This window comes from Pseudoalteromonas sp. CO325X (assembly GCF_004208955.1).
Lineage (GTDB): Bacteria > Pseudomonadota > Gammaproteobacteria > Enterobacterales > Alteromonadaceae > Pseudoalteromonas > Pseudoalteromonas ruthenica.
The window spans coordinates 233,121-258,156 of record NZ_SGPG01000021.1 but is presented as its reverse complement, the minus strand read 5'-3'; the positions used below and the strand labels follow the sequence as shown (position 1 = coordinate 258,156).

General features: G+C 46.9%; 25 protein-coding genes. 12 read left to right on the top strand and 13 right to left on the bottom strand.

Translation table 11 applies throughout. The features are described from left to right. The first annotated feature begins 19 nt into the window (after positions 1 to 19). Positions 20 to 370 (top strand): hypothetical protein, encoded by a 351-nt coding sequence (locus tag EXT46_RS11945; protein WP_130147488.1) that lies wholly within the window; start codon positions 20 to 22, stop codon positions 368 to 370. A gap of 89 nt (positions 371 to 459) precedes the next feature. Beyond that, a complete protein-coding gene (locus EXT46_RS11940; RefSeq protein WP_130147486.1) occupies positions 460 to 813 on the top strand; it encodes a hypothetical protein in 354 nt (117 codons plus the stop codon). Between the two features lie 17 nt (positions 814 to 830). Here EXT46_RS11940 and EXT46_RS11935 read toward each other — a convergent pair whose 3' ends face one another. Both EXT46_RS11935 and EXT46_RS11930 read right to left on the bottom strand, forming a co-directional pair. After that, the gene (locus EXT46_RS11935) at positions 831 to 1,217 is read right to left on the bottom strand and encodes a hypothetical protein (protein WP_130147484.1); all 387 of its coding nucleotides are present in this window, start codon (positions 1,215 to 1,217) and stop codon (positions 831 to 833) included. Between the two features lie 75 nt (positions 1,218 to 1,292). After that, positions 1,293 to 2,519: a GGDEF domain-containing protein gene (locus EXT46_RS11930; protein ID WP_130147482.1), complete on the bottom strand. Its 1,227-nt coding sequence runs from the start codon at positions 2,517 to 2,519 to the stop codon at positions 1,293 to 1,295. A 177-nt stretch (positions 2,520 to 2,696) separates the two neighbouring features. On the opposite strand from EXT46_RS11930, the gene EXT46_RS11925 reads away from it, so the two are divergent. Continuing rightward, positions 2,697 to 3,392 carry a LiaF domain-containing protein gene (locus tag EXT46_RS11925; RefSeq protein WP_130147480.1) on the top strand — a complete coding sequence of 232 codons (696 nt, stop codon included), beginning with the start codon at positions 2,697 to 2,699 and terminating at the stop codon, positions 3,390 to 3,392. Between the two features lie 38 nt (positions 3,393 to 3,430). Here EXT46_RS11925 and EXT46_RS11920 read toward each other — a convergent pair whose 3' ends face one another. After that, a complete protein-coding gene (locus EXT46_RS11920) occupies positions 3,431 to 4,771 on the bottom strand; it encodes a sigma-54 dependent transcriptional regulator (protein WP_130147478.1) in 1,341 nt (446 codons plus the stop codon). 163 nt (positions 4,772 to 4,934) lie between these two features. Between EXT46_RS11920 and EXT46_RS11915 the strand changes: the two genes are divergently transcribed. Genes EXT46_RS11915 through EXT46_RS11905 form a run of 3 tightly spaced genes read left to right on the top strand, consistent with a single transcriptional unit; the run spans position 4,935 to position 6,729 of the window. Next, positions 4,935 to 5,411 carry a DUF2383 domain-containing protein gene (locus EXT46_RS11915; protein WP_022945304.1) on the top strand — a complete coding sequence of 159 codons (477 nt, stop codon included), beginning with the start codon at positions 4,935 to 4,937 and terminating at the stop codon, positions 5,409 to 5,411. A 45-nt stretch (positions 5,412 to 5,456) separates the two neighbouring features. Beyond that, on the top strand, positions 5,457 to 6,098 hold the full coding sequence (locus tag EXT46_RS11910) for a sulfotransferase family protein (protein ID WP_130147476.1): 642 nt from the start codon (positions 5,457 to 5,459) through the stop codon (positions 6,096 to 6,098). Positions 6,099 to 6,156: 58 nt separating this feature from the next. Further along, positions 6,157 to 6,729 carry a tRNA-(ms[2]io[6]A)-hydroxylase gene (locus EXT46_RS11905; RefSeq protein WP_130147474.1) on the top strand — a complete coding sequence of 191 codons (573 nt, stop codon included), beginning with the start codon at positions 6,157 to 6,159 and terminating at the stop codon, positions 6,727 to 6,729. A gap of 24 nt (positions 6,730 to 6,753) precedes the next feature. On the opposite strand, the gene EXT46_RS11900 is transcribed toward EXT46_RS11905, so the two are convergent. Then, positions 6,754 to 7,305 (bottom strand): DUF308 domain-containing protein, encoded by a 552-nt coding sequence (locus EXT46_RS11900; RefSeq protein ID WP_022945301.1) that lies wholly within the window; start codon positions 7,303 to 7,305, stop codon positions 6,754 to 6,756. A 215-nt stretch (positions 7,306 to 7,520) separates the two neighbouring features. Here EXT46_RS11900 and EXT46_RS11895 point away from each other — a divergent pair, with 215 nt between their 5' ends. The 5 genes from EXT46_RS11895 to EXT46_RS11875 all read left to right on the top strand — a co-directional run bounded on the left by EXT46_RS11895 (position 7,521) and on the right by EXT46_RS11875 (position 13,804). Next, positions 7,521 to 9,170: a mechanosensitive ion channel family protein gene (locus EXT46_RS11895; protein ID WP_130147472.1), complete on the top strand. Its 1,650-nt coding sequence runs from the start codon at positions 7,521 to 7,523 to the stop codon at positions 9,168 to 9,170. A 338-nt stretch (positions 9,171 to 9,508) separates the two neighbouring features. Next, complete coding sequence (locus EXT46_RS11890) at positions 9,509 to 11,776, top strand: TonB-dependent receptor (protein ID WP_130147470.1); 2,268 nt, start codon at positions 9,509 to 9,511, stop codon at positions 11,774 to 11,776. 123 nt (positions 11,777 to 11,899) lie between these two features. Further along, positions 11,900 to 12,196, top strand: a complete 297-nt coding sequence (locus EXT46_RS11885; protein WP_022945298.1) for a hypothetical protein — start codon at positions 11,900 to 11,902, stop codon at positions 12,194 to 12,196. Between the two features lie 84 nt (positions 12,197 to 12,280). Beyond that, the gene (locus EXT46_RS11880) at positions 12,281 to 12,937 is read left to right on the top strand and encodes an HAD family phosphatase (RefSeq protein ID WP_130147468.1); all 657 of its coding nucleotides are present in this window, start codon (positions 12,281 to 12,283) and stop codon (positions 12,935 to 12,937) included. 42 nt (positions 12,938 to 12,979) lie between these two features. After that, positions 12,980 to 13,804 carry a DNA ligase gene (locus EXT46_RS11875; RefSeq protein WP_240701128.1) on the top strand — a complete coding sequence of 275 codons (825 nt, stop codon included), beginning with the start codon at positions 12,980 to 12,982 and terminating at the stop codon, positions 13,802 to 13,804. Positions 13,805 to 13,833: 29 nt separating this feature from the next. Here EXT46_RS11875 and EXT46_RS11870 read toward each other — a convergent pair whose 3' ends face one another. The 4 genes from EXT46_RS11870 to EXT46_RS11855 form a co-directional block, all read right to left on the bottom strand. After that, complete coding sequence (locus tag EXT46_RS11870) at positions 13,834 to 14,301, bottom strand: methylglyoxal synthase (protein WP_045978231.1); 468 nt, start codon at positions 14,299 to 14,301, stop codon at positions 13,834 to 13,836. Between the two features lie 31 nt (positions 14,302 to 14,332). Further along, complete coding sequence (locus tag EXT46_RS11865; protein WP_130147464.1) at positions 14,333 to 14,965, bottom strand: LysE family translocator; 633 nt, start codon at positions 14,963 to 14,965, stop codon at positions 14,333 to 14,335. Positions 14,966 to 15,064: 99 nt separating this feature from the next. Next, the gene (locus tag EXT46_RS11860; protein ID WP_240701130.1) at positions 15,065 to 16,891 is read right to left on the bottom strand and encodes a S8 family serine peptidase; all 1,827 of its coding nucleotides are present in this window, start codon (positions 16,889 to 16,891) and stop codon (positions 15,065 to 15,067) included. A gap of 251 nt (positions 16,892 to 17,142) precedes the next feature. Further along, positions 17,143 to 18,327 (bottom strand): multidrug effflux MFS transporter, encoded by a 1,185-nt coding sequence (locus EXT46_RS11855; RefSeq protein WP_130147460.1) that lies wholly within the window; start codon positions 18,325 to 18,327, stop codon positions 17,143 to 17,145. A 149-nt stretch (positions 18,328 to 18,476) separates the two neighbouring features. Between EXT46_RS11855 and EXT46_RS11850 the strand changes: the two genes are divergently transcribed. After that, positions 18,477 to 18,950, top strand: coding sequence for a hotdog fold domain-containing protein (locus EXT46_RS11850; RefSeq protein WP_130147458.1), 474 nt, complete (start codon positions 18,477 to 18,479; stop codon positions 18,948 to 18,950). A gap of 2 nt (positions 18,951 to 18,952) precedes the next feature. Here EXT46_RS11850 and EXT46_RS11845 read toward each other — a convergent pair whose 3' ends face one another. The 5 genes from EXT46_RS11845 to EXT46_RS11825 form a co-directional block, all read right to left on the bottom strand. Beyond that, positions 18,953 to 19,378 carry a polymer-forming cytoskeletal protein gene (locus EXT46_RS11845; protein ID WP_022945290.1) on the bottom strand — a complete coding sequence of 142 codons (426 nt, stop codon included), beginning with the start codon at positions 19,376 to 19,378 and terminating at the stop codon, positions 18,953 to 18,955. Further along, a complete protein-coding gene (locus EXT46_RS11840) occupies positions 19,347 to 20,450 on the bottom strand; it encodes a M23 family metallopeptidase (protein ID WP_045978227.1) in 1,104 nt (367 codons plus the stop codon). The genes EXT46_RS11845 and EXT46_RS11840 overlap by 32 nt, the downstream gene beginning before the upstream one ends. Before the next feature lie 156 nt (positions 20,451 to 20,606). Further along, on the bottom strand, positions 20,607 to 21,914 hold the full coding sequence (gene fahA / locus EXT46_RS11835; RefSeq protein ID WP_022945289.1) for a fumarylacetoacetase: 1,308 nt from the start codon (positions 21,912 to 21,914) through the stop codon (positions 20,607 to 20,609). Positions 21,915 to 22,043: 129 nt separating this feature from the next. Then, positions 22,044 to 23,090, bottom strand: a complete 1,047-nt coding sequence (hppD, locus tag EXT46_RS11830; protein ID WP_130147455.1) for a 4-hydroxyphenylpyruvate dioxygenase — start codon at positions 23,088 to 23,090, stop codon at positions 22,044 to 22,046. Between the two features lie 294 nt (positions 23,091 to 23,384). Beyond that, positions 23,385 to 24,851, bottom strand: coding sequence for a peptide MFS transporter (locus EXT46_RS11825; protein WP_022945287.1), 1,467 nt, complete (start codon positions 24,849 to 24,851; stop codon positions 23,385 to 23,387). Positions 24,852 to 25,036 lie beyond the last annotated feature (185 nt).

The following is a 25,036-nucleotide window of genomic DNA, read 5'->3' as shown; positions in this document are numbered from 1 at the left end:
TAACCCATGGACGATAGCTATGAGCCAATATTTACACCAAGCCTTTCAAGACCTTCGTATCCGTAAAAATGACGTCACTAACGACCAAAACAAACTCCGTTCGCAAGGTAATAGTGCGCATTTGCAAGCACTGGAAGAGAAAATTGACTCCCTATATTTAATGAATTTAGCGGCGTTGGAGTTGTTGCAAGACGTGGGAGTCAGCCGCAGCGATATTTTACGAAAGATAGAGGAAATCGACCTACGTGATGGCAAACTCGATGGTAAAGTCGCATCGTCGAGTCACTGCAAAGACTGTGGTCACAAAGTGAGCCCTCGTCGCCGTCATTGCTTTTATTGCGGCGCTAACATCGCTCAGCTGCAATTTTAGCTCCCTCCTTAGTTACAGTACGAAAGTTAAGCCTAGGGTCAGTGATCAGTCGCTAGGTTATAAGCTCGAATAGAGCAAAGGGGCAAACAGTGCGATTACTAACAGGGTTGTTACTGACGTTATCACTTGCGGCGTGTAGCGAACCACAAACCCGCTATTACGCAAGTTATGCAGATGCACACAGAGCACAACTATTTGAGCAGGGGGAGCTACCTGAGGTATTGCCGCTATCGGCCAAGGCATTTCAAGTTAACACCGATGCCGATAGAAAACAGGCGACGGGACGCTTTAAGATCGCGCCAGCGGATATTAATACCTTTGCTGGCCGGCTACAGCAAAGCCCATACCCAGGCTACGAATTTGTCTATTATCATGGCGAACAGGTGTGGTTATTTAATATACATGAAGACGGCAAGGTGGAGTATCGCTCACAGTCAAAGTGAGGCAATACCCCGTTGCTTTAGACTACTAATTCAGCCTGAATATGGCGTATTAAATTATTGACCCAATTGACATACTGGCGATGAATTTTCTTGCCATCGTATCTTAAATTGACAGAGTCAACATACTCCACCGAAAACTGGCTCGGGGTATAATTAATATCAACCGTCAACTGATGAGTGCGAATATTGAGCACCGCAGCAACGACCCCTTCGCTTTTAGCTGCACACTGCCAGCCGAGCTGCAGGCATGCTTTAATAATGGCTTTTTCAATATCCTTATCACTGAGGTTTTGGCTCTGGGCCATAGGAATGGCGTTATAAGGAAAGTCTCGCACTGGCACTGTGGTTTTGCAGGCACTTAGGGTGAGTAAGGCCACCAAGGCAATGACAAGGGTGTGACGCATTTACTGATCTCCGTGTAAAAGCAGTATTGTCTCTTAAAAGTTATTATTACTCAAACCCTTATATGTCGGTTTATGTTAGCCAGTAGAAGCCGTGGTGGTGTCGCTATGATGGGTTTCAACCAAGCAGTTACGGCCACGGCTTTTTGCCTCATAAAGGCCTTTATCCGCCTCAATCAGCATCTTTTTAATATCAAAATGGCCACTTTCTCGGCAAGTGACGCCGATGCTAATGCTCAGCGGCAGGCGTTGATGATGCCAATAAAATGAGCCTTCGGCAATCGCCTTACGTAAGCGATCGCCCACTTTGAGCGCCGTGCGTTGATGGGTATTGGCTAAAATCACTGCGAATTCCTCTCCGCCAATACGTGCAGCTAAATCATCTTCCCTGAGTTGCTCGCGAATGCGCTGACTCACCCATTGCAATGCAGCGTCTCCGCCATCGTGACCAAACTGATCGTTGACCTTCTTAAAGTAATCCAAATCTATCATCATGACTGCAAGCGGCTGCTGCTTAGCAATACACCGCGCTAGTCGTTTTTCGCCTTCATAGAAAAACGCACGACGATTGTACAAGTTTGTGAGTGGGTCGAAATTAGCTAAGTTAGTGAGTTTAGCTTCTGAACGTATGAAAAAAAGCATCGGAAACACCAGTGCCGTGCACGTCGTCAGTAGTAAGTGAACAGCAAGAACTAACGGTTTTGTCCAAGGTGGTAATGATTGCTCCCAGTGCAACAAATTGGTAGTCAACAGGCCCGTTTGAACCAACATTACCAGCGCATGCAAGGTGACGAGAACAAGCAAAGTAGCGGCATATATATTGCCTTTGGTTGTTGTTCTAACAGCCGCTGCAGCGGCAAAGAATAATGTGGCGATAGCCATAGAAGTGTAAACCTGCCCCCACAGTGGTTGCTGGTGCAACAACGCCAGTAACAACGCACTGAAACCCAGAATAAAATAGATAAACAACGGGTTATGGTGTTTTGAAGAGCAGTACCAGAGTATACCTCTTAGCACCAGCAATGGCGCTGTTATCATCAATAGTTGGGCGCTGTAATGGGTCAGTACCGGCAAATCGATAAACACACGCAGAGTCGCGCTTATTTCAGCTAAACTAAATACCAGACAAGATAACCCCCAGTACAAAAAGCTTCTTTGTGCACGTTGGTAAAACACCAGCAACAAAAAGACGCCAATAAAGGCGTTTAGTAAGGTCGATACCACTATCAATGTTGGTAGATGTAACATGGCACTCGGGATCTTGGGGTGACAGCTGAAGTTTAGTTCACCTGCTTGGCGTCGCAACCCGCGCCATGGGAAGTTATTCAGTACAGATGATTAAAATATCGTTAATTAAGCGTAAATGTGGTGGTTTTGGCGAATGCGGCAAACTGGCTTTATCTCCATCTAACTGAAACTAAAGGAATTAATATTTGGCGCTGATTTTGCTTAGGTAAGCAAAACGACAACAGGAGTGTGAACATGAGTGTTCCTTTAAAGGATAGGCCGTTAGCGCAAGTAAAAGAAGAGATCATCGATCAGCTAATTTTAAATTACAGTCATGGTGAAATTTCAGCGCAGGCGTTTGAACGTCGCCTTGATCAAGCGTATGACTGCAGCTGCCAAGAGCAACTAGCAACATTGGTTGCTGATCTGCCACTGCACAGCGACCCGCGCTACAACAGCGAGAAGGCGGCACGTATGCGCACTCCTTTCACGCAAAGTAGCGAACAGGTTAATGGTGAGAAAATTACCGCCATATTAAGCTCGGACCAACGCAGCGGTGAATGGGTTGTCCCTAAAGAGATTCACCTAAACAATTATTTGGGAAGCATTGAATTAGACTTTACCAACGCTATCTTTTCTCACCCTGAGGTACACGTTTACGTTAATTGTATTTTGGGCAGTGATGAAATTGTGGTGCCAGAAAATGTAGATGTGCAAACTCAGACCACCAACATCATGGGATCACTGGTAAATAAACGGGTCTCACTTGGGCCGCGATACGAAGATAAACAGCGACCGCGCATTATTATTCATGGTCGTATTATTCTCGGGAGTGTGGAAGTCAGTATTAAGCGAACGATGAAAGAGAAATTAAAGGCCTTTGCCTTTGACTTACGTGATTTATTTGATGGCCGAGAGCCAGGCAAAAGCCGCAACCGATATGATGGCTAAAATGTCGGGGCTTGTTCATAGCAAGCCCCGTAAACTGATTAGTCCTGAGAGTACTTTTCTAGTTTGTTGTAAAGTGTTTTCACACTAACACCTAATTGTTCAGCGGTATCCGTTTTGTTGCCGGCGTTCTCTTCCAAGTTTTTCAAAATTGCCGCTTTTTCCAACTCTTCCAAGGAAACGCCAGTAGGAATATCGACGCTGTTGCTGTCACTTTTGCTTACTGATTCACCCAATGAAAGGTGCTCGGCTTTGATTACGTCATCGGCCAAGATCATCGCCCGTTCAATGGTGTGTTTTAGCTCCCGTACGTTACCTGGCCAATTATAAGCAGCAATGCGGCTAAGTGCATCGGTAGCGATACGTTTGTGGCTCAATTCTTGGGCATTACGGTAGGCAAGAAAATGCTCAGCGAGGCCGGTGATGTCATTGCCTCGATCGCGCAGTGGTGGCACCCGAATAGGGAAGTGCGCTAAGCGGAAGTATAAATCCTCACGGAAAATGCCATCATCAATGGCTTGTTGTGGGTTACGGTTGGTTGCACAAACAATACGCACATCAGCATGTTTCACTTGTTGACTGCCTACGGCGCGGTATTCTCCGCTTTCGAGCACGCGCAGTAACTTAACTTGTTGCTCTAATGGCATCTCTGTCACTTCGTCCAAAAACAGCGTACCGCCTTTAGCTTGGTCGAAGACCCCTTGGTGGTCGCGGTGTGCACCTGTAAATGCGCCTTTCACATGACCAAATAACTCGCTATCAATGAGCTCTGGGGAAAGTGCGCCACAGTTTATAGCAACAAAAGGTGCTTGTGGCTTATCGCCGGCAATATGAACGGTATTGGCAACGAGTTCTTTACCTACACCACTTTCGCCAATAATCATCACGTTGGCATCAGTGCGTGCGACCTTACGAATAGTGCGATACAACTTGTGCATAGACTTAGAAGAGCCAACTAATAAACCAAATTGGTCAAGGTCGCTGGACTCAACAGCTTTACTTGATTGGCTGGCTTCACCAAACAGTTCGTAGCTGTCTTGCAGAGTTTCGCTAATCAGTTCCAAATCATACGGGGCACGGCAGTGGAACCCGGCACCATCGCGCATCAACTTATCAAGATATGGATTTGGCTTACCTTTACTTAAAAATAAAAACTCAACGTGAGATAACGCGTTGGTGTCATTTAGGGTGTTGTATCCTTGTTCATTGAATTCTTCGAGTTCCACCAATGCAATATCACAACCCGACTGGGCAACTTGCGCTTCCCACGGCTCAAACTCGTTTGCGTAAATCAGCTGAAATTTCTTTAATACTTCTAATTTAGCCAGCTTCGAGACCAGCTCGGGGTCGCTGAGTTGTACAAACATTTTAACCTGGTGCATACATTGCTCTCCTTGAAAGAGTTGTAAAAATAACAAGTCAGCAGGTAGATGTTACTCGAGTTCAGCGAGGAGGTCCTTCTAACCTTCTGATTTATAATAAAATAAATAATGGTATATGAATTGCAGGTGAACTTGGTACATCAGCGACCATAGGAGTTTAGATATGGTTAACCTTGACCAAACACAAGCAAAACGTGATAAAAAAATTGCCAAAGATATTCTTAAGCTGAACCGAGATGCAGCGACGTTTTATAAGCAGGCAGCCGAACAGGTCGGTGACTACAATGTCAGGCATGTCTTTATCAATATGGCAAAAATACGGGAACAAGCCCAGTTATCTGTCTACGATGTGGATGAAAATCCCGATCACAGCAGTATAGAAAATACTTGGCTGGGTACAGCGATCGCTTGGTACGCGCAAGCTAAGAGTCATTTTTCTAACAGGCCTGAGCAGTCAATGATAATCGATCTCATTGAGTTCGAGAAGAAGTTATTGGCGAAAATAAAAAAAGCAGTCAGTGAAGCTCGCGACCCAGCACTCAAAGGCGCTTTAGCGAGTATTACTGCCGATATTCAGATGTGTATCGACCAACTCAGTGCATGTAAACCAGCGAATACTCGCAGCCACGCAACGCAGTGAGTACAATAACGGTCATAGCAATGTTTAACAACCCGTACTATGGCCATGTCGAAAATATTTGTGATAGGTTTACCGCGCAGCGGCACTACCAGCGTGTGTGCTGCTGCACTTGATTTAGGTCTTCGCACCGCCCACACAGCTTATACTAAAGCGTGTTTTGAGCGTGCGGAGCTCGTCGCCGACACACCTTGCTTTAGCCACTACCCGGAGCTGGCTGAGCGCTTCCCTGAAGCAAAATTTGTGCTCTTGCAGCGTCAACCAGAGTGTTGGCTGGAGTCTGTCCAACGTTTATTGCTGAGAATGAAAGCCAATTTATTGAGCGATACAGGGGGGTTTAGTCCGCTTCTTAAAGCAAGTTACCATCGTGTATTTTCGCCTTTGAATGAACAAAGTCTAATTGATGGTAAGCACCTTGAATATTGCTATAAGCGGCATCAGCAACAGGTATCGACGTATTTTGCTCAGCAAGCGCACCGTTTACTGACAATTGATATCAGTGAGCCCCATAGTTTTCAGCAATTTTGCCAGTTTGTTGGAGCCAATAGCACGAGCAAGCAATTTGCGCACCTTAACCAGCATAATAAGGTGATGGCTTGGCGCGACTTAAAGCACCCGCTGAAAGTACCCTCCACGCGCAACGGCAAGGTCGACAACCTTGAGGCGTGGCTTAGGGGGGAAGCGGTATGAGTGTGTGCAAATTTGGTATAGAATGCCGGCCATTGTTTGTATACCCATCATATTGATCATGTTCGAACTCAAATACCACACGCCAGCACAATGGACTGACGCTGTACTGGCCGATTTTGACGCATTTTTACAAGACCATGCTGGCGCTGAAAAAAAAGCCTCGGGCATGGCGTTGTCGATGCTGTCTCACTACCCAGATAAACGCAAGCTCGTTAAAGCGATGACTGATTTAGCGCTCGAAGAGATGATTCACTTTAAACAAGTGGTTAAGTTGCTAAGCGAGCGCGATGTGAACCTAGGGGATGATAAAAAAGACCCTTATGTGAATCAGTTGCGAGGCATGTTTCGCCATGGAAAAGACGTGTTTATGATGGACCGGCTGCTGGTCGCGGCTGTGATTGAAGCTCGAGGCCATGAGCGCTTCGCGCTAATAGCTGACGCCTTGCCACCTGGTAAAGACAAAGAATTTTATGTCGCGATTGCAAAATCAGAAGAAAAACATAAAAACTTATTTGTTGAGCTTGCTTATGAGTATTTCGACAAGGCTGAAGTCGATGCGCGGTTAGCCCAAGTGATTGAGCGCGAGGCACAAATTTGCGCCTCTTTACCATTTCGTGCAGCCTTGCACTAATAACTTAAATTCGACTAGCGTGAGCTAGTCGAATTGCTTCTCGAGGGTACGTAACTTAACCCCTAGCCAACATAAAATAAGGCCAAACACAAAGGCATACAGAGCGACTAGCCAAAGCATGGCAATAATACCTTGTCCGGGGTTGAAAATAAGGTAGCCACCAAATAACACCGACAATATACCACTGATTAATATAAGCGTGGTGCCCTGTAAATGTTTAGCTAATTTCACTGCCGCAACGATTTCTGTAACACCGATAGCGACTGCCCAAAAGGCGATGAGGTAGAGCATCACGTAGGCCGTTAATTGTGGCATGATCAAGGTGATAATAGCCGCAACAATCCCCAAAAGGCCGGCTATTAAGGTGACAAACCAATAGCCGTTCTGGCCTTTTTGTTTTAACGCCAGCCAGACTCTTGAACCGCCATCGAGTAAAAAGAAAGCCGCAAAAATAAAAATTAACACGTTGATAGTTAATTGCGGTGATAACCAAGCGATGGCCGCAAATATGATTGCGACTAAGCCTTGCAGTATGAAAATGGGCCATTGTCCGGGTAGTGACTTTGCGATACTCATCATCCCTCCTCGCGATAACAACACAGTCCAAGAGATTGCGTCTGTGCTACTTATCGATGCAGCCTGCAAACAGGCTAAGTGGTTAAATTGATAGTGCCAATTGCTTAGTCAATCTAGCAAGTGCCTGCTTTGAAGGCAATTTATATCGACCCACGTGCGCAAGCTTGGCGCTTATAGCTATGCTTTATAGAGTGCGAGAACAGATGGATGATGTGATGAACCCTTGGCGTAGTTTCAAATGTGGGCTCTTGGCCCTTGCCCTTGTTTTACCTTACTCGCTTGAAGCCAAAGTTACGGTGAAAGAAATTTTAAACAATGAGCAACAACAGGCAAAGGATAACAGTGAGCAGGCCGAGCAGTCTACGTTACCAGACGATGAGGTTGCTACTAACGAGCACCTAATAATCGATGAGTTTAATCGACAAACGCCGCGCAGTGCTATGCAGGGATATTTGCATGCGGCCCACCAACGTGACTTTGAGCGTGCGGCGCATTATTTGGACTTTCGCAATTTATCGCCGCAAGCTCAGGCGATGAATCATGCTGAGCTCGCGCATACCCTCTATTTGGTGCTTAATCGCACTTTATGGGTGGATACGCAGGCGCTGAGTAATCACCCTACAGGCAATCGTAATGAGCCTGTGCCTAGTTATCGTGACCTAGTGGGAGAGATAGACACCTCACGAGGAGCGGTGCAAATTTTATTGCAGCGTGTGCCCGGTGAAACCCCGGGTAACTACCTATGGAAAGTGTCCAATGCGACCGTAAACCAAGTGCCATTTTTACGCCAAGAGTTTGGTTATTCTCAAGCGGGTGAGTGGCTGTACCGCCACCTACCTCATGGGGCATTTTTAGGGGTTGAGTTGTGGCAATGGGTTTATTACAGCCTGAACCTGCTCGCATTTTTACTGATTGCTTATCTAAGTACGCGCATTTTTCTGTCTTTGCTGTTGCGTGCTAAAGCAGACGTGAGCCAGCCAGCAAAAGCGTTAGTAACCGGGCCATTATGTTTTTTACTGGGGATTGTGTTGGCCCGCACTTTCTCCTCTGAGGCTAATTCCACCTTGGCCACCCGGGCTATATTCGAAGGCGCAACTTTGTTAATTCTGGCGTGGACGTGGTTTTTGCTCAGAGTCGTTGATGTTATTCGTTTGCGTCTAACGTTACGCTTGCAACGCAACAACAATACTCAGGCCGAATTTTTACTGCGCCCCGCAGGGAATGTCGTGAAGATTCTGCTGACTCTTATTGCCTTATTGGTCTGGTTTGAGAATTTAGGTTTTAGTGCCACAACACTGATTGCCGGGCTTGGAATTGGGGGCTTGGCACTGGCCTTAGCAGCACAAAAGTCGGTAGAAAACATTATCGGTGCGATTACCTTGTATGCTTCTGCGCCGGTCAAAGTTGGTCAGGTATGTCGTGTTGGTCGCTATTTTGGTGTTGTTGAGGAGATAGGCCTGCGTGCGACGAGAGTTCGCACTTTGGAACGCAGCGTTATACATATAGCAAATGCCAAGTTTGTCGATATGGAAATTGAGAATATATCTGAGCGTGAGTGCATAGCCTATAGACCCGATATTGTGCTTGAGCGCTCAACTCAACACCAGGTGTTAGCGCAGTTATTAGAGCAGATCCGCGAGATACTTGAGCAGCACCAAGATATTGCCGACCAACCGTGTCGAGTACGACTCAGCGGCTTTGTGCCCAGAGGCATAAAAATAGATGTGTTAAGTTATACACAAACCACAGACTTTGACTATTATCTGCACATAGTTGAATCGTTAAACCTACAAATTATCGAGTGCTTGAACCAGCTAGGAATCGCATTAGCTGCGCCTGAACCATTGAGTTTTGCAAAACTATAATGCAGGCAGAGCGAGATATAGCAAATGTGTCTAGGTACGCAAGAGTGATTTTGCACTTAAAAGGACAAATGTCCTTATTTGCATCTAAAATCGGTTAAAAAAATCAAACCTGTATCTAAAAGTAGATAAATGTTGCAAATTAATGAATTTTTACTGAACTAATTTCAAATTTCAGTGCTATAATTCTCGCCCGTAATGTTCAGCCTTATTTTTGCTCTTACACTCTCAAATTTAAGGTCCGCGCTCGAGGATGCGCGCAAAATTGAACATTGTGCCAGGTGAAACGGCGCTACATATCTACCGTTGAACAAAAGAGTGTACAAAAGGCTAAAACCAACATGAAAGCAATGAAACGTACCACGCTTGCAACATTAATTAACGCAGCGTTGTTCTCAGCCGCTGCCGGCTCTTCATTCTCTTCAATCGCTGCTGAACAACAAGGTCCTGCAGCAAAAGACAATTCTCTCGAAGTTATTCAAATTACCGCACGTAAGCGTGTAGAAAACGCTCAGGAAGTGCCTGTTGCGGTATCTGCACTGCAAGGTGATGGCTTAGAAGCCTATAGCTCTGCGGGCATGGACATTCGTTTTATGAATGCGAAAATCCCAAGCCTATCTATTGAATCTTCGTTTGGTCGTTCATTTCCACGCTTTTATGTTCGTGGTCTAGGTAACACAGACTTCGATTTGAATGCTTCACAACCGGTTTCGCTTGTTGTTGATGAAGTTGTACAAGAAAACGCTATTTTAAAAGGCTTCCCGGTATTTGACGTTGCCCGCGTTGAAGTGCTTCGTGGTCCACAAGGTACATTGTTTGGCCGTAACACCCCAGCTGGCTTGGTGAAGTTCGATACGGTTAAACCGAGTCAAGAATTTGAAGGCTATGGCTCAGTCTCATACGGTAGCCGTGGTGCCGTAGACTTTGAAGGCGCTGTCGGTGGTGGGTTAACCGACCGCCTATCAACGCGTGTCTCTTTGCTATGGCAAGAAAAAGACGACTACATTGATAACCGCGCGCCAGGTTTTGAGCAAGAAGATGTGCTTGGCGGCTACAGTGAAAAAGCGGCGCGTGTACAATTCTTGTACGAAGGCGACGACTTCACCGGCTTATTCAACTACCACGTACGCGACCTTGATGGTACGCCTATCGCCTTTCGCGCCAATGCTATTAAACGCGGTAGCAACGATTTAGTCGACAACTTTGAGCATGACGTGGTTTACCACGATGCTGCATCGCGTGCGACGCAACAGGTTGAGTCGCAAGGTGCAAGCCTAAAGCTTGAGTGGGACGTTAATGATTTTTACACCCTGACTTCTATTTCTGCATGGGAAAGCGCAGAAATTTATTCGCGTGCCGACATTGACGGTGGTTACGGTGCTGCGTTCTTACCGGACATGGGCCCGGGTGTTATTCCATTCCCATCTGAAAGTGCCGATGGCATCCCAGATCAAGACCAATACACGCAAGAGCTTCGTCTATCGAGTAACTTTGCCGGTGACTTCAATTACCAAGTGGGTGTTTTCTACTTTGATGAAGCATTAACCATTGAAAACTTCAGCTATGACACCTATGGTACGCCGCCTGGTAAATTAAATGGTAAAGTGATTCAACAGCAGGATACCGAAGCATGGGCGGTATTCGGCTCAGCGGATTACACCCTGACTGATGATTTGAAAGTCACTGTGGGTCTGCGTTACTCAGACGATGAAAAAGAATTCTCAGCAAATCGCACCGAAAGCCCTGTCGGCGGCGGTGTATTGTTCCTTACTGAGAACCCAAGTGATGACCACGTGAGCTGGGATATCTCAACCAATTACAAAGTGAGCGATGACATCAATTGGTACGCTCGGGTAGCAAATAGCTTCCGCGCTCCAAGTATCCAAGGTCGTATCTTATTTGGTAACGAAGTGACGATTGCAGAGTCTGAAACCGTAACCTCTTTCGAAACCGGTATTAAGTCGGATATTCTTGATGGCCGTGGTCGCGTCAATGCGGCGGTATTCTATTACACCATGGACGACCAGCAGCTTACTGCGGTTGGTGGTGGTGCTAACTTTAACCGTTTAGTGAATGCTGATGAAACCACAGGTTATGGCTTCGAAGTTGATACCCAGTGGGTGTTAACCGACAACCTTAATGCGACCTTTAACCTCAGTTACAACAACACTGAACTGAAAGATGACACCCTAGCAGTTGATGTCTGTGCACAATGTATCGTTACCAACCCTGTTAACAACAGTGGCCAGGCAATTCTTGACGGTAACAGCCTACCGCATGCGCCTGAGTGGATCTCAAACCTAACGCTTAGCTATATGAGACCTATGGGCGAGGGTGATTTCTTCACTTACGCCGATGTTTCTTACCGTAGTGAAATCAATTACTTCCTATACGAGTCTGTTGAGTTTGAAGGCAAACCGCTAACGGAAGTAGGCCTACGTGCTGGTTATACTTGGTACCAGGGTGATAACGAGTATGAAGTATCAGCTTTTGTACGCAACATATTTGATGAGCAGCAAGCTATCGGTGCTATCGACTTCAACAACAACACCGCAATGGTGAATGAAGAGCGCTACATCGGTGCTGAATTTAAAGTGAGTTTCTTCTAAGCGAGAATCACTTTTAGCTTTATTGAAACCCGCCAATTGGCGGGTTTTTTCGTTTATATTGGGAGCTTGAGCTGGTAAAGTTTGCGCTAAGCCCTAAGGGGAGTGTTTATAGAGAGAGTAACTATGTCTGGATTTTGGAACTACCGCGTTATTTTGGCTGAGGAAGCCGGAAAAGAGCCGCTTTATCAGATTCATGAAGTGGAATATACCAGCAATGGTAAAGTGACCAATTGGTCAGAGACCGGCGCTGCGCCCTTCGGACACGACATAGAAGAGCTAAAAGCGGATGCTGAGCGCTTAAAAAGTGCCTTTGCGAAACCGGCTTTGAAAGTCGTTCGTCAAGCCAGAGGCTATGAATTGGTAGAAATAGAAAGTGGCGAGCCGGCTTCAGCAGAGCCGCCTGCAGGAGTACAGCAATAAGCATCTAGCGGCCCATTTTACTCGCCCTTGCCGATACATTTCATAGCGGTCGGGGCGGTAACATGAACATGAGAGAGTACCGACATGATCACCACCGTATTATTTGATTTCGACGGCACTTTGGTTGATTCCGAATCGCTGCACTTTCAGTGTTGGAATAACATCTTAGCACCTTATGGTATTGCCTATGATGAGGTGGAGTTCTGCCAGCGTTACAGCGGTCGTCCAACCTTGGCCTCCGCGAAAGAGGTGGTCACACAGCATAATTTGGCGATTAGTGCAGAGACATTGGCGCAGCAAAAAAATGACCAGTTTGCCAAAGTGGCCGCCACTTCTTTACCACGGCTAATGCCCTATGCGCTGGAAATTTTGCAACATTGTCGTGAGGATGGCTTCAAGGTAGGGCTTGTGACCGGCAGTACGCGTGACGAGGTGATGCCAATATTGCACGGTTACGAATTGGCAGAGTACTTTGCCTGTGTGGTCACCAAGGACGATGTTAGTGAGCCAAAACCCGCGCCGCAGCCCTACCTTTTAGGCCTGTCTTTATTAGGCGCGAATGCGCAGCAAAGCCTCGCCATTGAAGACACCCATACCGGCTCTATGTCGGCCAAAAGTGCTGGTCTGCGCGTTGCTGTGGTGCCCAATACACACACTCTTACCCAAGATTTTAGCCACGCGGATGGGCGCTTTGCTAACCTGGCGGATTTATATCAACAGTTGCTACAAATCCGTAAATAGCTACTACACTAAAGAGTAAGCGAACAGCATAAGGATATGGTCATGCGCTTACTCTTCACTTTCATCCTTTTAGCCAGCCCCGTACTGTGGGCGACGACACCGCCGTTGGAGTTGGCGAAACAGCTCACTGACAAACACCAAGTAGAGCGCTACCTTGCGTCGGAAAAGTACGACGGGATCCGTGCGACTTGGATTAACGGCGAGTTGCGCAGTCGTGGTGGTTTACTTATCAATACACCCGCTAATTTTACCGCAAACTGGCCGTCGATGCGCCTTGATGGTGAGCTATGGGCGGGACGAGGGCGCTTCAATCATGTCAGTAACACCGTATTAGACAATCAACCCAATGCCGAGCATTGGCAGGACATTCGCTTTATGGTGTTTGATGCACCGAGCGATAAACCTTTTTTCAAGCGCTACAGTGACTACACACATGCGATAGCTCAGTGCGACTGCGATAACTTAGAGGCGATTAAACAACACCGCTTTAGCACCCGTGCACAATTATCGCAGTGGTTTAATGAGTTAGTTAGCCAAGGCGCGGAAGGGGTGATATTGCACCGCAGTGATGCGCGTTTTAATCCCGGGCGCAGTGATAATGTTTTAAAACTGAAACCTTACATGGATAGCGAAGCTAGAGTCATTGGTTATCAGCAGGGACGGGGTAAATATCAAGGTATGCTCGGTGCCTTGATAGTCGTTGATGAGCGCGGTAAGCAGTTCAAAATTGGCACTGGGTTTAGCGACGCCGAGCGGGCAAATCCTCCCGCTATCGGCAGTACTATAACGTTTAAATACCATGGCTATACAAAAAATGGCGTGCCACGTTTTGCCAGCTATTTGAGACAAAGAAAACCGCTTAATTAATGCGCTCTATCAGCGTCGTGGGCAGTGATTTACTCGTTGTCGAGGCTTCTGTCAGCGAGGTAATTGTCATAATCTGGTAAGCTACGCGGCATAATGCTTTGCATGTAAGTGCTTGCTAGCAACATATCGGCTGTGGCTTCATTACAAGCCACGGGGATATTCCAAACCGCAGCTAAGCGCAGTAGCGCTTTAACATCAGGATCATGGGGCTGAGATGAAAGCGGATCCCAAAAAAATATGAGCATATGGATGTGATGCTCAGCGATTTTTGCTCCGAGCTGCTGATCGCCACCCATAGGCCCACTTAGCAATTTAGTAACACCTAACCCCGTTTCTTTTTCTATGCGCAGCCCCGTGGTTCCTGTGCCGTACAGATTATGCACTTCGAGTACGCTTTTATGACGCTGACACCAATCTACCAATGCTTGCTTTTTGCCATCGTGAGCCACTAAAGCAATGGTTTTAATTGGCGGAAGGGGCTGTTGTTTTTGTTTCACTGCTGGGCCTCAATAAATCGTATTTATCATTTTATAACAGCAGGTTGATAGCTAATGCAATGAAAATAAAGCCAGTCAGGCGGTCTATCCAGCACTGTGCACTCGGGTGAGTCTTAAAGTACTGGGCAATTTTATCACCGAAATAAATATAGGTGCAGTCAATAGGCAGCGCCAATACGGGATAAAGTAGTCCAAAGATAGCCAGCTGAGCAGTGGTCGAGGTAGTCAATGAGGGGTCAACAAACTGCGGAATAAAGGCAATGAAAAACAGAGCCACTTTGGGGTTTAGCACTTCCGTCATCATTGCTTGAAAAAGTGGGCTTTGCTTTTTGACACTGACATGCGGTTTATCCTCTTGCTCTATGGCCGTTGCTTGCCTGCTTTGCCACAGCGTCATGATCCCTAAATAGGCTAAATAACATGCCCCTAAATACTGCACGGCTGTATAGGCTGTCGCTGATGCTTTCAGTAATGCAGATAAGCCAACAACTGCAAAAAGGGTATGAATAACACCACCGAGTGCGAAGCCAATAGCACATTGAATCCCTGCCTGGCGACCGTTGGCAAAGGTTTGCGCCATTAGAAATGCATTCGAGGGGCCTGGACCCACGGCAATAAGAAAACTGGCACCAAGAAATGAAAGTAATAGTTCAGGGTTGAGCATGATGGTGTGCTTAAAGCTAAAGCGGTAAATCTATCAGCTTAGCTATGAAGAATAAAGCGGGCACGAAGCCCGCTTTGAATGCTTGTCAAAGGCAGTAATTTAGAAATTAACAGTGATGGTTGCTGAGCACACTGCTGAACCTTGCTCACAGACTTGATAACCGAAGCTACCCCGCACTTTACCTAGGCTATCGGTGTAGCTGTTGGTGTTTGCGGTGGTCGTGATCAAGTTACCATCACGATAGATGTCAACATTTGAGGTAGCCGCACCGCTGTAGCTCAAATCAACAAAGGCTGCACCGCGAGATTTATAACCAGAGGCGCTAAGGCTAATGTCGGCCTCAGGCTCACCGCCGGTATCTCCGCCGCCGCTGCCACTGCCGCCACAACCATTCGCTAATAGGTACTGATCAGCGGCGGCCGCTTTGACGATGCCGTAACCGAAGTATACATCTTTACCGGCAGCGCCTTGGTCTTGTGCCGTCGCTTTAAAGGCGTTACGAATTTCTTCACCACTACAGCTGGCATGATTTGACCAAACTAAGGCAGCAAGGCCTGCCACAGCAGGTGTGGCCATGGATGTACCGCTCATGTAACCGTAGTCACTGGCGCTAATGTTAATGCTTGCGTTCGTTGCTGCCATCAGCGTGGTGCGCTGTTCTAACGCTGCGCCTACTGCCGGAATCGTGGTGCTGTTAGTATCCCCAAGCGTGCCGTATAGCATGCCTGATTCGTTATTGACAATAATAGCACCAAGGCCGCCGGAGTTTTCACAGTTAGCGACTTTATCGTGGAACGAGATATTGCCTCTATCGATTAAGCACACTTTACCGGATGCGTTGCTGTCAACTGCTTCAGCGGTGCCCATGAAGTATAAATCGCCACTGGTTGCACCGGTGTTTTCCATTGCCGATATTTCAAACGCGGCGCCATCAGCGGTCGCTGAAGCAAATGCAGCCATCCCTGCAGGGTAAGTAGAGAGCGTATCAACACCGCCTGCGGTAACTTCAACACAGATACGCTCGTCGTCAGTGGCTTTCTTACCACGTCCTGAGGTACAGCTCGGATACTGGGAGAAATCGGCAATGTTATTATCCGCATCATTGGCGCCAATCATCATGACTGAGGTATATCCTGCAGGGTATGAGCGCACATTATTACCATCGTTACCTGCGGCCGCAACGGATAAGCCACCATTGGCAGCGAAATTAGCAAAGGCATTTTCTTCAGTGCTATTGCTGCCACCACCGCCTAAACTCATGTTAATGATATTGGCACCCGCTTGCGCACATAAGTTGGCAGCATGCGCCAGATCAGACGAATAACCCCAGCCGCTTTCATTAAATACTTTAATGATGTGCATATCCACGCCCGGTGCCATGCCTACAACACCTTGGTTATTATCAGCAGCACCAATGGTACCAGCAACATGCGTACCGTGAGGGCCGCCATGCTCAAACCAGTTACCTGTGCCTGAGTCATTGTCGCCCGTAATCGCGCCCCAGTTGAAGTCGGTATTTGAGCTATCTAAACCCGAATCGATAACACAGACCTTCATGCCACTGTTAGCGTTAAAAGTGACTTGATCCGCTTGCGACTGATACACCGCATACGGGGTAAGTTGCTGAGTCATTGGATCGCCAATATCGTCACTGTAAGCAGACATGGGGTAGCGGCGACTATCAGTCTCAATCAACTTGATGTGGGGATTGTTCAACAAACCTTTAACTGTCGATAAGTCCATTCCGGTAAAGGTAGCAGCAAAAAAGCCATTGCCATCAACCTTAACATCACCACCAAGCTTTTTAGCGAGCGCTTTAACGACGCCTTTTTTATCGTTGTCAACTTGGATGATGTAACGGTCGTCAGCCGCAGATACCTGCGTGGCGCCGCCCAAAATAGCAAGCGCAATTGCGCTGCGAATCATTGTTTTTTTCATAGTTTCCTCTATATGTAGCGGTTGGAGGTTGTTAACTATAGATTAACATTCTTTAACAATAGTACGCACTTTAGGGAAAACAGCAAGGTTTTGGACTCGTTATTAATAACTTTTTTGGAATAATAAAAGGTGGAGAACAGAAGCTTTGTGTATATACAGGAGTCTAAGAGTCTAAAAAATATAAAAATCTAGTGAGAACAGTAACTGTTCTCACTAGAGTACCTGATAAAGGTTGGTTCTTATTTGTGCAACAAACGTCCCTGCTTACTTAATAGCACTAACCAAAATGGCAATAACGCGGCGATGTGCAACGCAATAGCAACGGGGGCTGCTAATTGTAATTGCTGACTTAAAAGCACGAGTACGCCAGCGCCACTCATTTGCATAACGCCAACAAGCGCCGAAGCAGTACCGGCTTGTTTGGCAAAAGGCGCCAGTGCTGCGCCAGCTGCACTGCCCAAAATCAGTGCATACCCCATTGCACATACAAACATGGGGAACATTAACGCAGCGATAGCGCTAGAGTGTCGCAACAACACTAAGCTTCCGGCACTGACTAATAGTAAAGATAGTCCCCACAGCAAGGCTTTACGGCTAGATCGTTTTATAAATTGAGGAGCGATAAAGCAGGCGAGGACACTCAAGGCACCGTTAACGGTGAACCAAAAGGTGAAGGTGCCAATATCATGGCCTAGGTGCTGCATGATCCACCCTGGGGCTGCGGTCACGAACATCAAGATGGAACTCATAGTGATCATCGCTATGGCCGCATTGAAAGTAAAAATGGGCGAGCGGACAATGGGCACAAAGCGTCGTAAGTCGAGGAGGTGACCTTGATAGTGACTATCCGCAGGGCGTGTCTCGCGATACAGCATAAGGGTGGCGATGATACCAATCACAGCCCATAGCGCCATAAATACAAAATTGCTTTGCCAAGAAAACTGTACGGTTAGCCAAGCCCCTAAAATGGGGGCCAGTGCTGGGATAAAACACACAATACCATTTAAATAGGTCAGCATTTGTCCACTACGGGCAGGTCCAAAAACATCGCGGACAATGGCAAAGGCAGCCACAAATGTCGCGCATGCCCCCAAGCCTTGAAATGCTCTTGCGACTAGCAGCCATTCGAAGCTCGGTGCCCAGGCCCCGGCCAGTGCCGATACCCCATATAACACGGCTCCTCCGATGGCGACAGGGCGTCGGCCTATCTTGTCGGCAAGCGGGCCGGCAGCTAGCTGACCTAAGCCAACGGTGAGCATAAACACGGCAACGCTTTGTTGTAATTGTGCTTGAGACACAGCCATTTGCTCGGCCATAACCACAAAAGCGGGTAAATAAATATCAATAGCGAGTGGACAAAATACCACTAGCAGCATCAATACGAGCAGTAGGGTTTTACTTTGCTTGGAAGATGAATGACGCACAGACTCAGTAATACTCTAATAATACGAGCCAACATTGTAAGAGTAACACTATTAGATACCAGCATTTTCGTGTTATTTGTTTGTTATGAATTGATTTTCGCGGCGATTCTAGGTTTACTGGTAGGATGAGTTAGAAAGAGAACCTTATCATGTCCACGCCCCCTTTACTTAAAACCTATAAAAAACTGACCAACTGGCCATTTGGGCACTGGTTATTCTCCAAAGCCGTATGCTTTAAAGCGCCTTACTTTGGCTCAATAAAGCCTTTTATCACTCTGTTAGAGCCAGGCAAGTGCGTCGCCCAAGTAAAAAACCGCCGTGCTGTGCATAACCATATCCGCACCATTCATGCGATCGCGCAATGTAATGCTGCTGAGCTTGTCGCGGGGGTGATGACCGATGCCACGGTGCCACATAAAACCCACCGCTGGATCCCCAAAGGGATGACGGTGGAATATCTGAACAAGGTGGACACCGATATGACAGCAACGGCGCACATCCCACTGCCACATCAATGGCAAGATAAGGAGGACTTGCTGGTTCCTGTCGAGGTGACTAATACGCGAGGGGAAATTGTATTCCGCGCGACGATAACCATGTATATCACCGCTCGAAAAGGGTAAAACTACTCGTTGACTTGGCTGTCAGCAACATCATTGTTGCTGACCACGCTAAAGCTGTCTTTTTTGTTTAACTGCTTTATTTGTCCTTCCATGGTCGCACCGGCGGCAATGCTTAGGGTGTCGTGAAAGACATCGCCCTGTACTTGCGCGGAGCTTTCAATCGCCACTTTACTGGCACTAATTGAACCACTTACTCGACCTTTTATAGTCACATCAGTGGCTTCAACACTGCCTTCAACTTGACCTTGGCTGCCAATAATTAAGGTATCGGCTTTAATGTCGCCGTCAATACGGCCATCGAGCTGAACTTCGCCTTGGCTGGAGAGGGTACCTGTTAAGCGAACATCTGCCGCTATCAATGATGGGGTAGCTGTATTTTTACTCAAAGCGGGCCTACTATTCTGTGTATCTTTGTTCTTTGAAAACATCGGTTAATGCCTTGGTGATTTTTACCGGATTAATATGTTTGTTGTTATGCAGCACTTCATAATGTAAGTGAGTCGCTGTGCTACGACCGGTACTTCCCATAAGCGCGATGACTTGTCCTTTAGTTACGGTGTCACCACGTTTTACTTTAATTTCATTGAGGTGGCCAAAGCGGGTGCTAAAGCCATTTGCATGCTCTATTTCGATGAATCGACCATACCCGCCATTGCGCCCTGCACGAACGACAGTGCCCTCAGCAGGTGCAAAAATCTCGGTATTGCGCCAGGCTGCTAAATCCACGCCTTTGTGCATAGCACGGCGGCCATTCATGGGATCTTTACGCAAGCCAAAACTGCTGGAGATATAATAGTCGGCAGCGGGAAGTACATGTGGAACTTGCGCGAGCATGGTTTCTAATTGGTTAAGTGTGAGCAGGCGGTCGACTACATCCATTGACGTGTCGGTTTGCTGATCATCAAGGATCAGCTCCAGTGGTCCACCTTGAGCAATGGCTTGTTCACTCTTTTCGAGGAGCTCGTCCATCACCGTTTGTGGTAACCCGGCTCGAGCAATAGCTTCTGACAGTGCCTGTTCGCGCTTGGCAATCACTTGGTCTAGCAGCGTAAAGGTGTTGTCGTGGCCTTGTGTTAGGCGAGCCACACGAGTATCTATATTGCTGTCACTGACATCTATGGCCTCAAAGGGTAAACCTTGCTCTGGCATTAATGAAGCCGGTAGGGTTGCCAGCACGCTTTGTGTTAGCTGTTGGCGCTGCTCTAAATGCCCCAACTTGACGATTAACTCATCTTGCGCCAACCGTGCTTGTTGCAATTCGTGTTTTAGCTGTTCATTTTCGGCCAGTACATCGCCGCTGGTGTGTTGTAATTGCGTTTGTTGCCAGAAGTTATAGGCACCAAAGCTCGCCAAGGCACCAATGCATGTCAACACCCCAAGGGCAAACATGCACTGTTTGGTCGTGCTCATTTCAACAACTTTGACTTCGCCGTGTTGACGGATCAAGAGCTGCTTAGCTGGGAATAACTTAGTAACTAAGTATGATGGTGTTAACTTCATAGCGACAAATTACTGACAAAAACGCAGCTAAGATATCAAGGTGAGATTAAAAAGCCAGCAAAAAATTGTAACTGAACGGAAAAAAGTGCGACTTATCGCACCCTGAACAGGGGATAAATCGCACTTTTTTATGGCGTATTGCCATATCAAAGAATGTTATTTAGCAGGGAGCACGGTGCCACGGCATTCGCCAAAACCGATACGAGCATAGCCCTCTTTTTCGCACCAGCCACGCATGATCACGGTGTCGCCATCTTCGAGGAATTTCCGTTGTTCGCCATTGCCTAAATCAATGGCCTCTTTGCCGCCGCGTGATAGCTCTAACAGTGAGCCCGCCTCTTCGTGCTCAGGACCAGATTGAGTACCTGAACCTAGCATATCGCCTGGCTGGAAGTTACAGCCGTTAACGGTGTGGTGGGCGACCATTTGTGCCACTGTCCAGTACGAGTGTTTAAAACTTGACTGTGATAAGCGGTACGGCGCTTTGCCCTCGCTGCGCATTTTTTCGGTTTCAACAGCGACATCCATTTGAATATCAAGCGCACCGAGTTCGCGGTTTTTACTGGATTCAAGGTAATCAAGCGGCTGAGGGTCATTTTCGTCACGTGTCCAAGCAAGGCGATAAGGTGCTAGCGCTTCGTTGGTAACAATCCACGGCGATACGGTAGAAGCAAAGTTTTTCGCTAGGAATGGCCCAAGTGGCTGATATTCCCATGCTTGCAAATCACGTGCAGACCAGTCATTGAAAAGACAAAAACCAAACACATGGTCATCAGCGTCATCCAAGGCAATAGTGTCGCCCAGCTCATTGCCTTTACCAAGATAAATGCCAAGCTCTAATTCATAGTCCAAGCGCTTACAGGGACCAAACGATGGCGTATCGGCATCAGGTGCTTTAGTTTGACCTTTAGGGCGCGGGAAGCTTTGTCCACTTACGCCAATGCTAGAGGCGCGACCATGATAGCCAATGGGCACCCATTTATAGTTTGGTAGCAAAGGGTTATCCGGACGGAATAAACTGCCTACAGCTGTAGCGTGATAAATCGAGGTATAAAAATCAGTGTAGTCGCCAATGTGACAAGGCAGGTCATACTCGACGTCACTTTGTGCGATTAACGCATCTTGCAGCTGGTTTTGTAACTCGCTATCAGTGCGTAAGGCGCGCGATAAAGCCAGACGCAATGCTGACCAATGCGCTTGGCCCATGGCCATAAATGCGTTTAGATTTTTTCCTGCTGCGGCTTCAACAGCCTGCTGTGCCTGCTCATCAAACAGCTCTAGGCGTGCAACTGTGGCTAGGTCAAGGACTTGATCGCCAATGGCGACACCACCGCGAAAGACTTCGTTGCTGCCTTTGCGACGAAAGGTGGCAAATGGCAAGTTTTGGATAGGGAAATCGGTATTGGCGTTGGCTGAGCTGACCCAACTGGTTAAATTCTTATCGTGCGTTTCATTGAGTTGCATAAGAGATTCCTTTTGCTGATTCTAAATTGGTTATTGAGCCGTTCACACAAAAAACAAGGGCTCGAAACGTGAAAAAGCAGTACCCGCCATAAATGGCGAGCCTGCTTTTAACGCTAGATAAAAAGGGAATTATAGAACGCCACGGCGCTCTTGATCGCGTTCGATAGACTCGAACAGCGCTTGGAAGTTACCTTCACCAAAGCCACCATCATCAACACGCTGGATCATTTCAATGAAGATAGGGCCAAATAAGTTCTTGGTGAAAATTTGTAGTAAGTAGCAGTTTTCTTTTTGGCTATCGACCAAAATTTGATGCTGCTTGATTTTCTCGCGGTCCTCTTTGACCCAAGGCACCCGGTCAAAAATAGTGTCGTAGTAATGCTCGACAATATCCAAGGTGGCGATATTGCTCTTATCTAGCTTATCCAAAGAGCCGACTAGGTCATCAGTTAAGAAAGCCAAGTGCTGCACGCCCGGACCATTGTACTCGTCTAAGTACTCATCGATTTGGTTGTTGTTGTCATCCTTACCTTCATTGATTGGAATAGAGAAGGTGCCGCAAGGTGACTTCAATGCATATGACAGCAGTGCAGTTTTTTGGCCTTTAATATCGAAATAACGTACCTCGGTAAAACCAAACACATCTTTATAGAAGTTAGCCCATGTTTCCATGGTGCCTTTGTAAACATTGTTGGTTAGGTGGTCGATACGTGTGAAGCCTTTGCCTTCAACCACATTCGGTTGCGCTAAATCTTCAAAGTCGGTGTCATAAATTGAGCCGTTGTCGCCAAATTTGTCGATAAAGTAAATTAAGCTGTCGCCAATACCGAAAATAGCAGGGTAAGGCATATCTTTATTGGTTGCGTCCGTGGCTGGTTTGGCTCCACGCTCAACCGCCACTTCAAAGGCTTTATTCGCATCTTTTACGCGCCAGCCCATAGAGCAAATGGCAGGGCCATGGCTTTTGGCAAACTCAGCAGAAAAACCACCGCGCTCATTGTTTAAAAGGAAGTGAATGTCGTTTTGGTTGTAATAAACAATGTCTTTACCTTTAAACTTCTTCAACTTTGAGAAGCCAAACTCACTAAAGATAGTGTCCATATAATCCGCATCTGGGGTTGCGTATTCAGTAAACTCGATGCCCATCAGGCCGAGAGGGTTATTTACTTCGCTCATGTTGTTACTCCACTTGCATAGGTAATAGGTGGCTGTGATTGCGATAGTCCGCACTAATAATGGTTATAAATTGCAACAGCCAACCTCTGATCATTTGATGGCATCATCGGAGAAAAAGTGCCAAAGAGAAAGCCTAGGCAGGGAATTAACCAGGAGGAGTAATGTAAATATAAGTGGACGTTTTTAGGTAACTGTAAGCTTTTCGTTAAATTTGTTCTCTAAATAGATTCAGCCATCAAAAAAATTGCGTAAAAAAGGCGCCATTAGGCGCCTTAGTGAAGAGGGGATTAACGGTTACTGCTTCTCACCAGTGATTTCTAACTCTTCTTCTAGCAGTTGCTCTTTATCATGCTGGCCCTCAGCACCATGCATCCAGTCAACCAGCTTATCGGCCATTAGCCACAAGCAAATACCTGCGATAAAGGCCATAATGGCAACGCCGCCAAAGGTGCTAAGTGGTCCACCTTCGCCAACTAGTTTACCGATTTCGGCGGCTACGTAGTTACCCAAGCCCGAGAATAAGAACCACATACCCATTAGTAACGAAGTAAATTTAAGTGGTGCTAGCTTCGAGACCATAGATAAACCAATCGGCGATAAGCACAGCTCACCCATGGTGTGGAAGATATACGCCATCACTAACCAAATTACATGGGCTTTCATATTGGCATCATCGCCAATTTGTAAAGCCGCTCCGACCATAGAAATAAACCCTAGGCCAAGGAAGAACATGCCTAAGGCAAACTTACGTGGTGAATCGGGTTCTTTATCACCCATGCGGATCCATAGGCTGGCAAAAATAGGCGCTAAGATAATGATGAAAATAGGGTTAACTGCTTGCAACCAACTGGCCGGCATTTCCCAACCAAAAAACACCAAGTCGGTTTTGTATTTCGCAAAGAGGTTCATTGACCCTGCTGCTTGCTCAAACCCAGCCCAGAAGATGATAGTGAAAAAGCTCATAATGAGGATCACTTTAACGCGGTCGCGCTCTTCACTGGTTAGCGGCTTTTTGTTTGCGCCTTGGTCGTCCTCAGACTGCTTAGCAGATGGCACAGTACCAATGCTACCTAAGTATTTTTTGGCTAGTAGTAACTGCAACACCACACCCAGTAGCATACCGACGCCGGCAGTGAGGAAGCCGTATTGATAGTCAAACTTTTCACCGATAGAACCAACGACGAAGTAACCTAAAATAGAGCCTAAGTTGATCCCCATATAGAAGATGGTAAAGGCGCCATCGCGGCGTTTATCACCTTCGCTATATAGGTCTCCCACCATGGTAGAGATATTAGGTTTGAAGAAGCCGTTACCTAGAATTAGTAGCGCTAAGCCTAGGTACATCATCTCTTTCTCAAAGCCTGACACCATGGCATGAGGCGTGCCTAAAGCAAATTGGCCGAGGGCCATGGTGAGGCCACCGAAAATGATGGCTTTTCGCTGACCAGATACATTGTCGGCAAACCAGCCACCGAGTACCGGTGTTACATAAACAAGCAGCGCATAGATACCCAAAATGCTGAGTGCATTTGATTGTAGCGCTTTGTGATATTCGTCTTGGGCGTTGGCACTTAAAGGGTCAATACCAAAATAAGCCATATCCCAACCCATGGCTGCGGCGGTGGCGATAGTGGAAAGGTAAAGCACGAAGATGCCGCGCATACCGTAATAGCTCATGCGCTCCCACATTTCTGTGAAAAATAGCAAAAAGAGCCCTTTAGGGTGACCGAAAAGATCACCTGTTTTAGGTGCTGAACTCATGAAAATTTACTTCCTAAATAAATCAGTATCAAAGGCTGTGAGCCTTGAATACTATTACTGCAATTTACAGTACTGCCGTACTGTCACTTATTTAGGCCTTATTATTATTGTTATGATGTTCAAGTATTACTTCGGCGACGCCAAGTAATGGTGTGCCATAACCTCAACTGGAGTCTGAGGGGGCA